The 14,058-nt window shown below is 71.3% G+C and carries 12 protein-coding genes; 9 read left to right on the forward strand and 3 right to left on the reverse strand.

All coding sequences use genetic code 11. From position 1 onward, the window contains the following. The 9 genes from H489_RS37950 to H489_RS20320 form a co-directional block, all read left to right on the forward strand. A partial coding sequence (locus tag H489_RS37950; protein WP_200860503.1) for a WXG100 family type VII secretion target occupies positions 1 to 1,797 on the forward strand: 1,797 nt, incomplete at its 5' end. After that, positions 1,794 to 2,402, forward strand: a complete 609-nt coding sequence (locus H489_RS20285; protein ID WP_017885450.1) for a hypothetical protein — start codon at positions 1,794 to 1,796, stop codon at positions 2,400 to 2,402. The genes H489_RS37950 and H489_RS20285, both read left to right, overlap by 4 nt. After that, entirely contained in the window at positions 2,393 to 3,226 is an 834-nt protein-coding gene (locus H489_RS20290) for a hypothetical protein (RefSeq protein ID WP_017885451.1), read from the forward strand. The genes H489_RS20285 and H489_RS20290 overlap by 10 nt, the downstream gene beginning before the upstream one ends. Positions 3,227 to 3,414: 188 nt before the next feature. Then, entirely contained in the window at positions 3,415 to 3,849 is a 435-nt protein-coding gene (locus H489_RS20295) for a hypothetical protein (protein ID WP_152427103.1), read from the forward strand. 47 nt (positions 3,850 to 3,896) lie between these two features. Continuing rightward, positions 3,897 to 4,928 carry a hypothetical protein gene (locus H489_RS36500; protein ID WP_159556103.1) on the forward strand — a complete coding sequence of 344 codons (1,032 nt, stop codon included), beginning with the start codon at positions 3,897 to 3,899 and terminating at the stop codon, positions 4,926 to 4,928. Positions 4,929 to 4,952: 24 nt separating this feature from the next. Further along, positions 4,953 to 5,804: a phosphoribosyltransferase family protein gene (locus H489_RS20305; RefSeq protein ID WP_017885454.1), complete on the forward strand. Its 852-nt coding sequence runs from the start codon at positions 4,953 to 4,955 to the stop codon at positions 5,802 to 5,804. Continuing rightward, complete coding sequence (locus H489_RS20310; protein ID WP_017885455.1) at positions 5,801 to 7,399, forward strand: nicotinate phosphoribosyltransferase; 1,599 nt, start codon at positions 5,801 to 5,803, stop codon at positions 7,397 to 7,399. Before H489_RS20305 ends, H489_RS20310 begins: the two co-directional genes overlap by 4 nt. Further along, positions 7,396 to 8,046, forward strand: coding sequence for an NUDIX domain-containing protein (locus H489_RS20315; RefSeq protein WP_017885456.1), 651 nt, complete (start codon positions 7,396 to 7,398; stop codon positions 8,044 to 8,046). Before H489_RS20310 ends, H489_RS20315 begins: the two co-directional genes overlap by 4 nt. An 18-nt stretch (positions 8,047 to 8,064) precedes the next feature. Then, positions 8,065 to 8,700 (forward strand): pyridoxal 5'-phosphate synthase, encoded by a 636-nt coding sequence (locus H489_RS20320; protein WP_017885457.1) that lies wholly within the window; start codon positions 8,065 to 8,067, stop codon positions 8,698 to 8,700. Positions 8,701 to 8,730: 30 nt separating this feature from the next. On the opposite strand, the gene H489_RS20325 is transcribed toward H489_RS20320, so the two are convergent. From H489_RS20325 to H489_RS20335, 3 genes are read right to left on the reverse strand one after another with little or no spacing between them, the layout of a single operon-like run. After that, positions 8,731 to 11,142 carry a GNAT family N-acetyltransferase gene (locus tag H489_RS20325; protein ID WP_017885458.1) on the reverse strand — a complete coding sequence of 804 codons (2,412 nt, stop codon included), beginning with the start codon at positions 11,140 to 11,142 and terminating at the stop codon, positions 8,731 to 8,733. Beyond that, positions 11,139 to 12,569, reverse strand: a complete 1,431-nt coding sequence (locus H489_RS20330) for a lysine N(6)-hydroxylase/L-ornithine N(5)-oxygenase family protein (protein ID WP_017885459.1) — start codon at positions 12,567 to 12,569, stop codon at positions 11,139 to 11,141. The genes H489_RS20325 and H489_RS20330 overlap by 4 nt, the downstream gene beginning before the upstream one ends. Next, on the reverse strand, positions 12,566 to 13,990 hold the full coding sequence (locus H489_RS20335) for a pyridoxal phosphate-dependent decarboxylase family protein (RefSeq protein ID WP_017885460.1): 1,425 nt from the start codon (positions 13,988 to 13,990) through the stop codon (positions 12,566 to 12,568). Before H489_RS20335 ends, H489_RS20330 begins: the two co-directional genes overlap by 4 nt. Between the last annotated feature and the right edge of the window lie 68 nt (positions 13,991 to 14,058).

Here is a 14,058-nt window from a genome sequence, read left to right on the forward strand (position 1 = left end):
GATCCGGTCAAGGGTGATCCGTCGACGTTGCGGATGATGGCGCGGGAGTACCAGCGCATCTCCGACGCAGCCGATGACGCCTCGACCCGACTGAAGTCGGTGAAGGGCTCGGGGTGGCTGACCGACTGGGAGGGTGAAGCCGCGGACGTGTTCGTCGACGCGATCGAGGACACCCCGTCGGACCTGACCAAGCTCGTCGATTCCTACGAACTCGCCGCGACGGCGTTGTCGGGGTGGGCTGACACGGTCGATGACACCCAGTACCGGGCTGACGGTGCGTTGGCGGACGCGAAGGACGCCTCCGGGGACCTCGCCGCGGCGCAGGACCGGCTTGCCGATGCGCAGTCGAACCTGTCGCACTACCAGTCGGCGTCGAAGGACCTGTCGAAGGTCGCGGACAAGTACCCGGCCGGTTCCGACGTGCCCGACGGGGTGGATGTTCCGTCGCCGGCGCAGTTGCGGGCAGCGTCCGACAACGCTTCCGTCGCGCAGGGGTCGGTGTCGTCGGCGCAGGGGGACATCTCGGCGGCGCAGTCGCGGATCGATGCGGCGAAGCGGCTCGTGGCGGATGCGAAGGGTGACTGGCAGGACGCGGAGCAGCGGACCGCGACGAAGATCGGTGAAGCTGCTGACGCGGGCCTCGGGAAGCAGTCCACGTGGGACAAGATCTTCGGGTCCGAACGATGGGAGACCATCGTCTCCATTGCGAAGGTCGTCGTCGCTGTTGGCGGCATCATCGTCATGATCGTCGGCGGACCGCTCGCATGGATCGTGCTCGGTGCAGCGCTGCTCGTACTCGCTGACACCCTGTACAAGATGAGCAAGGGCACCGCCGACGGGTGGGACCTCGCGTTCGCGCTGCTCGACTGCATCCCGGGTATGAAGGGGATCACCACCGCCGGACGGCTGCTGTCCGCAGCCGGCGACGCACGCAAGGCGTTCTCGCTCGCCCGCTCGACCGGATCGCTCGGCTCGCTCGCCGCCCGGACCCTCAGCGGAGCTGGCCGCTACGGCGTGATGGCGCTCAAGGAGCTTCCGCTGGCGGTGAAGCAGTTCGCGTCAAACCCGACGCGGCGACTCGAGCGCATGGCGCTCCAGGTGCGCTACCTGACCCCAGCGAACATGGTGCACAGCGCCGTCGATGCGGCGAAGGGGCTGCACACCGGCTTCTTGGGGTCGCAGGGCAAGCCGATCGTCGAGCGCCTCACCGACGCTTTCACCGCGAGTGACCGCGCCTTCAACCGCACCGTCAGCGGCGCCTACAACGCCCACGTGTCCGACATCGCTCGGACGGATCCGGCCCGGGCCAGCCAGCTGTGGCAGGGCGGCGAAGGCTACTACGGTGTCGACTCGATGACCAACGTGACCGGCCCGCACGCGCAGATCGACGCGTTCGCCTCGACGCCGTCCGGCATGCAGAGCCCGTCGGCGAGCTACGCCGTCCCGAACGCCCCGAGCGGCGACTCCGCCGCGTTCCACGAATCGGCCCAGGTCGGCGCGAACTTCGACTACCCGACCCCGTACCGTGAAGACGTCTCAGTCGCACACATCGGAGCGGACCAGCCGTACGCCGTCGGCACGGCGCAGGCCAACCCGCAGTTCGGCGCCGGCGGTGGAACGCAGTACTTCCACTCCGGCATGGCGACCGACAGCCCATCGCCGTTCCCGGCAGGCGGGCCTTCCGGCATGGACCCGAGCGTTCGGTCGATCACCGAGTCGGTCGGTATGCGCGGAGCCCTGCACGCACCGTGGCGCGCGGTGGCCTACACGCAGCCGCTCGTCGGGAGCGACGAATGATCCACGAGGGCTTCCCGGACGTCCTCGTCGTGGGACCGGTCGCCGATCGGTCGTTCTCCGATGACGGCCAGCTGGTCATCGATTACGGCACGGCGCCTCGGTGGTCCCCTGACGCAACGCTCCCGGATCTCGTCGCACGGGCGAAACTCCTGGCGCTGCTCCTCGACGCGCTCGACCCCGAAGTCGACGTCCGAGTCGGCGCACGTCACCAGTTCCTGCTCAACGACCACATCGACGGGCGCGTCGACACCCGCGCCGGTGGGACTCCGCCGCGCCTGCTCGCGTACGGCTCGCTGACGACCACTGTGATCCGGTCGAGTGACCTCGGCCGACTCGTGGATGTCCGCAACGAACCCTCGATGGCACAAGGGCTCTTCACCTTCCCCCGCGGCGCCGATGTCGTCTCGCAGATCGGCCCCGGAGCCGCACTCACGCGCCACGGCGACACCGGGTACTTCGACCAGGTCCTCTCCTTCGAGACCGACAATGCTGCACCGCCCTCGAAGCAGACCACCAAGGCACTGCACCGATGGACGAAGATCGTAGATCGCTGGCGGACGAAGGCCACTCCCGCGCAACGGGAACTCGAAGGCCCGTGGATCTGAGCGAGCCGGCCGAGCTCACGGCCTGGCGACGGGCGGTCGACACGGACCTGTGGATGCTGGCGACGGAGGACGGCGTCCCGGCGGTCATCGCCCCGGCTGACGAGTCGCCCCAGGCCGTCGCGCTCGCGTTCCTCGACCAGCAACAGGCGCAGGCCGCGGCCCCGGACGACGCGGTCCTCCTGCACACGACGCTGTGGTCGGCGCTCCGCGCGACCCCGGCCGACGTGGCTCTCCTGCTCCAGCCCGGCCAGCCCGACGAGCAGGTCCTGCTGCCCGAGGACATCGACCGGATCGTCGGTGTATCGCGAGACCGCGCGCCGGTGCTCTCACCCCGCGACCTGGCGATCACGTCGATGATCCCCGCGGTGATCGTGGACGGAGTCGTCAGCCCGCAACCGGATGGTCTGCCCGTGGGGGTGCTCCTCGACCAGGCCGGCCGATCCGGCGTCCCGTTGACGCTGGCGGCGGGGCCGACGATGCCCCTCGAACTCGACGCATGGACGACGGCGGCACTCGTCCGAGCGGCGAGCCCGTTCCCGGCGGGGTTCGACGTCGTCGTCGGTGCCCCGAAGCCGGAGCAGTACCCGGCGGTGACCGACTTCCGCGAACAGTACGACGGGGCGGCGATCAGCACGGTCGGTGTCATCGTCGAACGGGCGTCCGAGCGGATCGTGGTACTCGTCGACACGGATGACGCCGACGAACTCGGACGCGTCCGGGTCCAGGCCGCATCGCTCGTGCCCCTGCCCGTCTTCGTGACCGATCGCCGGTCCTCACCAGAGCAGGCGTGGGTGCTCGGGCGGCCCGACAGCCACGTGTCCTGATGGTGACCTGGCGCGCGAGTACCCGTCAGACGACGGTCTGGGCTGTACCGGTTCCGAACGGCCTCTACCTGGCGATCGAGTCCGATGGTCGCCCCGCCACCGAACCGCACGATCGGGATGTTCGTGTCGAGTCCGCGTACTCGGTCGCCGAGGACCGTCCGGCGACGCGAGGAGTCGCAACGCGACCGGTGACGCGGCAGTCCCTGCTCGATGACGAGCGGAGCGGTCGCTTCGTCGTGCAGGTCGCCGCCGCCGAGGGACACGGAGACGGCGTCCTGATCACGGAACGACAGCCGCGTCGCCCAGGTCTAATCTCGTTCGCGCCGTCCGGCGTCCGCGTCCTCGAGCTGTCGGCAGCCAACGGGATCTGGGGGGACGTCGTCAGCAGACTGGCTCGGCCGCACTCGGCATGGATGCTCCTCGAGGCGTCGACGGGCGGTGCGAGCTGCACCGTCATCATCGACCCTGACCCGGACGGATGGCGGAGGCGAGCGGTCGAGGCCCTTGGTCGACGCCCGCACCCGGAGATCACCGTCGTCGACTCCCTCGACGCCGTCGCCCGTGCCTGGCGAACCGCCGCCCGCAACCTGCTCGGGCCGACATTGGCATCGACGCCCGGATGACCGAGTACGCGCGAACGGCGCACCGCCAGGGCGAGACGACGCCAGCCATGATCACCGTGAGCTCCGAGCCGTCCGGCTCGGACGGCCGATTTCGCTACTCCGTGACCGTCGTCGTCGACGGTGTCGAGCACGTCGCCGTCGAGGACGACGCCTTCGGGGCCCTGTCGACGGTGCGGATGGAGCTCGAACGACGCGGCTGGCTGCTCGGCGTCGAGGGTGCACGGATCGACGTCTGGCCGAGCGGCATGGCGAGGGACCAGGGCGGGGGCCTTCGCGCCTACCGGCTCCGACGTGGGCGTTCTCCCCGTTCAGCGGACCTGGTCGACGTGTTCGCTCCGGCTGCCGATCACCTGGCGACCGTGGCCGAGCAGCGCCTGGCGGTCGGGGTCGCGCCACTCGATCTTGCTGCCGCATCGTACGAGGACGCCGACGAGGTGGTCTCGGTCTCGGCACCGTGCGACCAGCTCGTCGCCGAACGGAGCCGGCGAGGCGGCCTCCGTGCCGCACTCTTCGGTGGCCGACGCCCCGGCGACGAGCGATGGCAGGTCGTGCGTTCGCTGGTCGGCGATGCACTGCGACCAGACCGATGGGACGAGGCCGAAGCGCTGTCCGACGAACCGGACGGTGTGCGGCTCGTGACGACGGTCGGTGCGGACGAGGACGGTGTGCGGTGGTCGGACCTCGTCGACATTGGGGTCGACGAGGCTGGCGTGGTGCGGGTCCGACGGTTCCGACGCCGCTACACCGGACGGACCCGCGCGCACGTGGAGGTGCTGCTCGACACCCGCGCGCAGGGTCTGCCACCGACACGGTTCCGGCCGGACGAGTTGGCAGCGCTCACCGGGCAGCGGCAGGTCGATGCGCTGCGGCGGCACGTCCAGGGTCTCGGTCTGGTGCCGACACCAGCTATCGATGCAATGTTCTGGACCGACCGCGGCCGTGTCCCGACCGGTCGCGACGAGGACCAGGGGTCGAACACGACGTTCCACGGCTGGGCCGACAAGGCGGCCTACAAGGTGCTCGTCAGCGGTGTCGGGCACCTCCGGATCGTTCAGGAGAAACCGTTCTTGTCGGACTGACAAATACCGTGGTACGGTCGAGCCATGGCAGTCGAACTCAGCACCTGGGACGCCCAGGGCAACCAGACGACACCGACGTTCTCCACCATGCGGTTCCCCGCCGGTGAAGCCCACGTCAAGGTCGCGAACGACACCGCCGAGCCGGGGGGCCTCACCGAGATCGCGACCCTGCGCGGCACGAACGGCGACGACCTGATCATGCTCGGCATGTGGGCGGACGCCGTGCGACAGCGCGGTTCGAAGTCCGTCGCGCTCGTCCCCTACCTGCCCGGAGCCCGGCAGGACCGTGGCCTGCCGTTCGGCGCGAAGGTCTACGCGGACATCCTCAACGGCTTCCACGTCGACCAGGTCATCGCGTTCGACCCGCACTCGCCGGTCATCGTCGGCCTGGTCGACAACCTGACCGTCGTCACGAGCGAACAGGTCGTCCGTGACGCGGTGGTCGGGGCGTCCGAGCACGGCGGTGGCGACCCGTACACCGGCATCATCGCCCCGGACAAGGGCGCGGTCCCCCGGGCGACCGCGGTCGCCCGGGCATGCGGCCTGCCGGTGTACCGCGCCGAGAAGCACCGCAACCCCGACACCGGCAAGCTCGACGGCTTCACCTGCGAACCGCTGCCGGACACCGGCCGGTTCCTGGTGGTCGACGACATCTGCGACGGTGGCGGCACGTTCATGGGCCTCGCCGGCTCGACGGGACTGCCGAAGGAGCGGCTCAGCCTCTGGGTCTCGCACGGTGTCTTCTCCGGCCGGGCAGCGCAGCTCGCCGACCACTTCGGCGAGATCGTCACCACCGACTCGTACCCCGCGCAGAACGCCATCGACGGCCTGCGCACGATCGCACTCACCCCCTACCTGACGGAGCAGATCCGATGACCCAGACCGCGCCCGCAACCACCGCCGGAGCCAACGCGACCGGCACTGCCGCCGGCCTCGAACCCCGCATCACCACGGCGAGCCCGATCGCGCCGCTGCTGGCCGTCGACGGCTACAAGCACTCGCACCGGCAGGTCTACCCCGCGGGCACCACCCGGATCCTCATCAACTGGACGAACCGGTCGAACGCGCACATGCCCGAGTCGACGCACGCCGTGGTCTTCGGGCTGCAGGCGTTCATCCAGCGCTCGCTCGTCGAGGCCTGGGCGCCGTTCTTCGCCGCGGACGAGGACGAGGTCGCCCGACTGTTCGAAGAAGCCCTGCAGGGGTACTTCGGCCCGAACCACATCGGCACCGACCACGTCCGCGCCCTGCACCGCCTGGGTTACCTGCCGCTCGAGATCCGTGCCCTGCCCGAGGGCACCCTCGCCCCGATCGGCGTAGCAACCCTGACCGTCGAGAACACGATCGACGAGTTCTTCTGGCTGCCCAACTACATCGAGACCGCCCTGTCCGCATCGATCTGGCACCCGTCCACGGTCGCGACCAAGGCGCTCGCCTACCGCGACCTGATGGAGGACTGGGCAGCGCGCACCGGTGCCGTCCCGGCCGGCATCGACTTCGCCGCGCACGACTTCTCGTTCCGCGGGCAGTCGAGCATCGAGTCGGCTGCGGCGGGCGGGGCGGGCCACCTGCTCTCGTTCCTCGGCACCGACTCGATGCCGTCGCTCGACTTCATCGACCGGTACTACCCGGGCGACAACGGGCTGGTGGCAGCGAGCGTCCCCGCGACCGAGCACAGCGTGATGTGCGTCCGTGGTGCCGACGGGGAGCTCGCGACGTTCGAGCAGATCCTCGACGTCTACCCGACGGGCATCGTGTCGGCGGTCAGCGACGGCTTCGACCTGTTCAAGGTCGTCACCGAGACCCTCCCGGCCCTCAAGGACCGCATCACGGCCCGCGACGGCAAGCTCGTCATCCGACCCGACTCGGGCGACCCGGTCGACATCGTCACCGGCACCGTGCACGGCGTGGACGAGGCCGAGTTGCTCGCCCCCGGGCGCAGCCACGAGGAGAAGGGCGTCGTCGAACTGCTCGACGAGATCTTCGGCCACACCGTGAACGACCAGGGCTTCAAGGTCCTCGATCAGCACATCGGCGTCATCTACGGCGACAGCATCACGCTCGACCGGGCGCAGCGCATCTACGAGCGCCTCGCCGCGAAGGGCTACTCGAGCGACAACATCGTGCTCGGTATCGGGTCGTACACGTACCAGTACATGACGCGCGACAACCTCGGCAGCGCCGTCAAGGCGACCTGGGCACTGGTGGACGGCGAGCCGGTCGACATCCAGAAGGACCCGAAGACGGGCAGCGGCAAGAAGAGCGCGAAGGGCCGCATCGCCCTGCACCGCGACGAGACCGGCGAGATCCGGCAGACCGACCAGGCCACGGCCGAGGACGAGGCGACCAGCCTGCTCCAGCCGGTGTGGATCGACGGACGGTTCACGCGCCTCCAGTCCTTCGCCGACGTCCGGCAGACGCTGCGGGACGAACGTGCGGCCCGCGCTGCCCGCCGGACGACCATCGCGTGACGGCCGCCGGATCGGCGACCCGCGACCAACCGCTCATCGCGATCGACGTCGTCCCGGTGTCGTTCGCGGGGGCGGACGGCCTGCGGGTCGCCACAGCGCGTCGGGCCTACGCCCCGTACGCCGGACTGGAGGCCCTGCCCGGCGTGCTCCTGGACGGCACCGAGATCCTGGCGGACGGTGCGCGGCGCGCGCTGCGCACCAAGACCGGGATCGACGCGGCCGCGGTCCGCCACCTGGCGCAGATCGGCGCGTTCGACGGACCCGACCGCGACCCGCGGAGCGCCGCGATCAGCATCGCGTTCCTGGCGGTCGTCGAGCCGGGCACGGACTCGACGGCGACGTGGCACGCCGCCGCGGACCGCCCCCTCGCGCTGCCCTTCGACCACGACCGGATCGTCGACGCCGCGCTGGAGCACGTGCGACTGCGGTGCTGGTCGGACGTCCCCCTCACGCGTGCGCTGCTCGGATCGCCCTTCACCACGGCGGACGCCCGTCGGCTGCTCACCGCGCTGACCGGCGCGAGCCCGGACCCGGGCAACCTGAACCGGATGCTCCGGACGAACCCGGTGCTCAGCCGTGTCGACGCCCCCGCGGCGGCCGGTCCCCGCGGGGGTCGTCCCCCGGCAGCCTGGACGTGGAGCGCCTGAGCACGGTTGGGTGGAGGCATGTCCTCCTCCCTGTCCGGTGACGATTCCCTGCAGCTGCCCGAGTTCGACGCTCCCCCGGCATCACCCCTCGACCTGGCCCGACAGTGGCTCGAAGCCGCCGACGAGCGCGACGTCTCCGAGCCGAGGTCGATGACCCTCGCCACCGCCGGTGCCGACGGTCGGGTGAGCGCCCGGACGGTGGACGTGAAGCGCCTGGACGACCGCGGGCTGGTGTTCGGCACCTCGACCCTGAGCCCGAAGGGACGCCAGCTCGCCGAGAACCCGCACGCAGCACTGCAGGTCTACTGGCGCGAGACCATGCAGCAGCTGCGGTTCGAGGGCCGGGCGGTGCAGCTCTCCGACGACGAGTCCGACGCGCTGTTCGCCGACCGCTCCCCGAAGTCCCGCGCGGCGACCGCGATCGCCGACCAGTCCGACGTGCTCGAACCGCGGACCCTGCAGGACCTGATCGACGACGCGAACGACCTGCTCGACGAGACCGACGACGCCGTGCCGCGGCCGGCCGGCTGGGTGGCTTGGCGACTCGAACCCGACGTCGTCGAGTTCTGGCACGGCAGCCGTGACCGGATGCACCGCCGGCTGCAGTACGTCCTCGCCGACGCTGCGTGGTCGGCCACCCGCCTGCAGCCCTGACGTCTCGCGCATCGCGAGCGCCGGCGCCCCCTACCGCCCGATCGGGTTCGGCATCGCGCCCGCCCGGATGAGCGACGACGACTGGTCGGCCAGGTCCACCATCGACAGGGTGTTCCGCAGCTGCAACCGGTTCAGGCACGAGTGCTCGAACGTCGGCACCCGCAGGTCCAGGGGTCGACGGCGGTCCGGGTGTGCGGCGGCGTGCGCGTCGATGCACTCCCCCGCGACCTGCCAGAACCGGGCCTCCGGCAGCACCCCGTCGTCGTCGAGGATCGCGGCGACGAACCGCAGCACCCCGTCGAACACGTCGGTGAACACGGCGAGCGCGGCTTCGTCGTCGGACACCGGGTGCACGATCCGGTCGATGTCGGCGGGCACCGGGCGGTCGTCGAGCCGGCCGAGCACCGCGGCCTCCTCGCCGATGTCCTTCATCACGGCGCGGACGACGACACCGTCGCGCACGACGAGCACCAGGTTCTCACCGTGTGGCATGAACACCAGGTCGTGCACGGTCAGGCAGTGCACGACGGGCAGCAGGTAGGCGTCGAGCCAGCGTCGGACCCACTCGTCGGCAGGGACTCCCGATGCCTCGATCAGGGCTGACACGACGGCGTTCCCCGCACCGTCTCGGTGCAGCAGTGCCGCCATGGTGAGCAGGTGTTCGCCCTCGGCCAGCTGCGGGACGGGACTCTCCCGCCACAGCGCCGCGAGCATCTTGCGCTGCGGCGAGGACACGTCGACCCGGTGGTAGGCGTCGCCGGTGTAGCCGATGGCGGCGTGTTCCCGGAGCACCGAGAACCCGACCGACGCGAGTGTCGGGTCGGCGGCGACGATCGACGCGACCCAGTCGTTCACGGCCGGCGTGTTCCGCATGTAGGCGGGCGACATCCCCCGCAGGAACCCCATGTTCTGCACGGCGAGCGCCGTCTTCACGTACGAGCGTGCCGGCTCGGTGCGGTTGAACGCGGTGCGGATGGACTGCTGCGGCTGGTACTCGTCAGGCCCCTCGCCCAGGTCCACCAGGTCCTGCCGGCCCAGGTCGGGCGCGAAGGTCACGGCGATCCGGTGCTGCCACTGCCAGGGGTGCACGGGCAGCCACACGTAGTCGTCGGGGTCGAGCCCGTGGCGCTCCAACGTGGCACGGAACCCGGCCACGACCGCCGCCGACAGCTCCGACTGCCAGTGCGCCTGCTCGGTCCGGTCCGCGGCGAGCGCCAGGTGCGTGTGCTCGCGTCGGGCGGCGAGCCACCGGTACCGGAACCGTCCGCCGGACTCGGGCGCGAACGCCCGGTACTCGTCGAGCCCGAACCCGATCCGCCCGTTTGCGGCGACGAACGCAGGGTGCCCCTCGGTCATCGCCGCCTCGACGTCCTGGAACGACGCGACGACGTCCTCGACGGAACCGGTCGCACCGGTCGCACCGGACGAAACGGACGCCCCGCCCGACCCGGCCCCGCCCCGCCCCCGTGCCAGCTGCCCGGCCGACGGTCCGCCCCGCCGGTGCTTCGCCGCGGCACTCGCCAGCGTCGACGCGATCTCCTCCAGGTACGTGCCGAGCAGCTCGTCGGGGATCCCGAGCACCGCGCGCAGCTCGAGCACGAGCTCCTGCGCGCTGAGCGGCGTCGACACCCCCGCACGGGTCCGCGTCAGCGAGGCCTCGTCCATCGACCAGTGCTCGAGCACGTGCTGCCGCGCCCGGAACCGGTAGGTCGACTCCCCCGCCTCGAGCCGCCAGCCGTCCCCGTCCGGCACAGGGGCGATCAGCCGTTCGTGGGTGAACTCCGCGATCGCCTTCGCGACGAGGTGCCGTTCGGCGGGTTCCAGGTGCTCGGGCCGCAGGTGCGCGGCCGGCCCGTCGTCGTCGGGGACGCCGATCCGGTCGGTGTCGAGCACCGACAGCAGCGCCCGCTTGCCGTCGACGTCGACCTGTCGCAGGGCACGGAACCCGACCTCGGCGTTCTTCGCCTGCACGGCGGTGTTCCGCACGTCCGGTTCGACGACGACCCGGCGCGCGCCGAGGGCGTCCCGGCAGTGCTCGACGACGGCACGCATGACCGCGCTCGTCAGGCCGTGCACGCGGCCCTCGGCCGGCACCGGTGCGACGAGCAGGTGCATGCCGACGTCGCCGGGTTCGGCAGCCCACACGTCGGTGAGCAGGACGGCCGAGGGGTCGTAGGTCTCGGCCAGGAAGCACGGTTCGCCGTTCCGGCGGCCGAGCCACGCGGCCTGCGCGGGGTCGGCCTGCACGCCGGCCAGGTAGGTGCGGACGCCGTCCACGTCGAGGTCGCCCATCTCCCACCACGACGACGCGGGGTGGGCGAGCCACGACTGCACGACGGCGGCGTTGCGTTCCGGGTCCACGGGTTCGACGGTCAGGAGGCCCGGCCCGGCTCCTCCAGGCGCGGTCGCGTCCGGCGCCGTGGTGGTCACGGTCGTGCTCATGCGGAGACCTCCGCACGTTCGGTCGAGGGCCGGGCCGGCGCGCGCTCCGCGGCGCCGGGATGGGCGGTGGACGGCTCTGCTGTTGACTGCTCCGCGGCGGGCAGGCCGAACTCCTGGAAGGCGATCCGGGCCTCCAGGCCGTACACGGGGCGCCCCGTGACGGACCGGATGATCGACGCGTTCCGCCACGCACCCATGCCGAGGTCGGGCGCGGTCAGGCCGTGCGTGTGCTCCTCGGCGTTCTGCACCCAGATGCGCCCGCCCAGGGTGTCGACGTGGTGGTCGCGGGCGACCGCCAGGCGACCGCGGGAGTCGCGGGCGACGAGGTGCTCGACCGGGTCGAGGAAGCGCGGGACCCGCGGGGTGTACCCGGTGGCGAGGACGAGCTGCTCGACCTCGTGCTCGTACGTCTGGTCGAGCTGCTCGTGGCGGAGCGTCAGCCGGTACGTGCCGCGGTCGGCGAGCCAGGCGGCGTCGACGACGCTCGTCTCGGTCCGGAGCGTCGTCGGGACCGGACCCCGCGCGCTGATCCGGTAGAGCTGGTCGTACAGGTCGTCGACCAGGTCGGCGCTGATGCCCTTGTACAGCCCCCGCTGTTCCCGTCCGAGGCGGTCGCGGACGGCTTCGGGCAGCCCGTGGAAGTGGTCCGTGTACTCCGGGCTCGTCATCTCGAGGGTGAGCTTGGTGTCCTCCATCGGGAAGAACCGGGGCGAGCGCGTGATCCAGTCGAGGCGGTAGCCGTCCTGCCGGATGTCCTCGAGCAGTTCGCGGTAGACCTCGGCGGCGGACTGCCCGCTGCCGATGACGGCGATCGACCCGGCGTCGCGCAGGGCGTCGCGGTTCGGCAGGAACTCGGCGGAGTGGACGGCCGGCCCGCCGATCCCGCGCAAGGGGGCGGGGACGGACGGCTCGGTGCCGATGCCCACGACGACGTGGTGTGCGCGGTACGTCTCGGGACCCTGATCGGTCTCGGCGTGCACCGTGAACGTGTCGGTGTCCGCGTCGTGCTCGACGGCGGTCACCCGGCGGCCCCACCGCAGGGTGTCGAGCCGGTCGGCGGCCCAACGGCAGTAGGCGTCGTACTCGCTGCGCAGGGGGTGGAAGTCCTCGCGGATGTAGAACGGGTACAGGCGTCCGGTCTCCTTGAGCCAGGCGAGGAACGAGAACGGCGACGTCGGATCGGCCATCGTCACCAGGTCGGCGAGGAACGGCACCTGGATCGTGGCGTCGTCGAGCATCATGCCGTGGTGCCAGGCGAAGCCGTCGGCGGTGTCGAGGAACACCGCGTCGAGGTCGGCGATCGGGTCGGTCAGGCAGGCCAGGCCGAGGTTGAACGGGCCGATGCCGATGCCGACGACGTCGTGCACGGTGTCGGCGGTGCGGTCCGCTGCGCGGTCGGCGGTGCGGTCTGCGCGGTCGGCGGTCATCGGGACGCTCCTTCCGGGGCGGTGGTGGTGGCCCTGACCCGGGCGGCCGTGGCGACGACGTGCTCGAGCGACGCGCGCATCTGTTCCGGGGTGGTCTCGGGGTTGAGCAGCGTGAGCTTGTTGCACGGGCGGCCGTCGATGACCGTCTTGGCGATGAGGACCCGACCCTCGGCGAGCAGCGCCGAGCGGATCGGGGCGACCAGCGCGTCGGCGTCGTCGTCCGTCATGCCGGCGGGCTGCCAGCGGAACAGCACCGTGCTGAGCTGCGTCGGCGCGACGAGCACCAGGTCGGGGTGCTCCTCGACGATCCGGTGGGTGACCACGGCGAGGTCGATGACGGCGTCGAACGCTGCTCCGATCGCGTCGGCCCCCGTTGCCCGCAGCGTGGCCCAGAGCTTCAGGGCGTCGAACCGGCGGGTGGTCTGCAGGGACTTGTCGACCTGGTTCGGCTCGGCGGCGTCCTCCGGGTTCAGGTAGTCGGCGTACCACGCGGTGCGGCGCAGGTCCTCCGGGCGCTGCACGAGCAGGGCGCTCGACGACACCGGCTGGAAGAACGACTTGTGCAGGTCGGCGGTCACGCTCCTGGCTCGTTCGACGCCGTCGAGCAGGTGGCGGCGCGTCGGCGACACGAGCAGCCCGCAGCCGTACGCGGCATCGACGTGCAGCCACACTCCCTCCAGATCACAGACGTCCGCGATCGGTTCGATCGGGTCGATCACGCCGCGGTCGGTGGTACCGGCCGTGGCGACGACGGCCATCGGTCGCTGCCCGCTGGCCCTGGCTGCAGCGATCGCCTCGGCGAGGGCCGCGGGCACCATCCGGCCGGCGTGGTCGGTCGCGACGGCGACCACGGTCTCGAGCCCGAGCAGCCGGGCGGACTTCGCGATGCTGAAGTGGGTCTCAGCGGTCGTGAACACGGTGCCGCCGGTGCCGAGGGCCTCGCGCGCCAGCAGCAGGGCCTGCAGGTTCGACTGTGAGCCGCCCGAGGTGAAGATGCCGTCCCCCGCGGCGAACCCGATCCGACCGGCAAGCCAGGCGACGACGTGGCGCTCGATCTCGGTGCCGATGCGGGACTGGTCCCACGTGTCGACCGACGGGTTCACGGCGGCCAGGACCGACTCGGCAGCGACCGCGGGCAGCGCGACCGGGCAGTTCAGGTGCGCGAGGTACGCCGGGTCGTGGAACCAGACGGCCTCGCGGACGAACAGCTCGTCGAGTTCGGCGAGCGCGCGGTCCGTCCCGAGGGGTTCGGCGTCGAGGTCGACGTCCTGCACCCGGGCCCGGAGGACGTCCGGGGCGGTGTCGGTGGTCGGACGGTCGGCCGCGGCGAACCGGTCGGCCAGACGGTCCACCGTGGACGTCACGGCGGAGCGGTAGCGCTCGGCGGTGGCGGTGGTCAGGAGTTCGATGGGAGGTGTCACGTTAGGTAAGGCTAACCTCACAAAACGCGTTCACGCCACCCGAACGAGGGGTGTCCTGGTCGGCCGGG

It is taken from the genome of Curtobacterium flaccumfaciens UCD-AKU (assembly GCF_000349565.1).
Lineage (GTDB): Bacteria > Actinomycetota > Actinomycetes > Actinomycetales > Microbacteriaceae > Curtobacterium > Curtobacterium poinsettiae.

Coding starts and splice junctions, on each gene's coding strand:
- H489_RS20285 (WP_017885450.1), top strand. CDS start 1,794: ATGATCCACGAGGGCTTCCCGGACGTCCTCGTCGTGGGACCGGTCGCC.
- H489_RS36500 (WP_159556103.1), top strand. CDS start 3,897: ATGATCACCGTGAGCTCCGAGCCGTCCGGCTCGGACGGCCGATTTCGC.
- H489_RS20305 (WP_017885454.1), top strand. CDS start 4,953: ATGGCAGTCGAACTCAGCACCTGGGACGCCCAGGGCAACCAGACGACA.
- H489_RS20310 (WP_017885455.1), top strand. CDS start 5,801: ATGACCCAGACCGCGCCCGCAACCACCGCCGGAGCCAACGCGACCGGC.
- H489_RS20320 (WP_017885457.1), top strand. CDS start 8,065: ATGTCCTCCTCCCTGTCCGGTGACGATTCCCTGCAGCTGCCCGAGTTC.
- H489_RS20325 (WP_017885458.1), bottom strand. CDS start 11,142: ATGAGCACGACCGTGACCACCACGGCGCCGGACGCGACCGCGCCTGGA.
- H489_RS20330 (WP_017885459.1), bottom strand. CDS start 12,569: ATGACCGCCGACCGCGCAGACCGCACCGCCGACCGCGCAGCGGACCGC.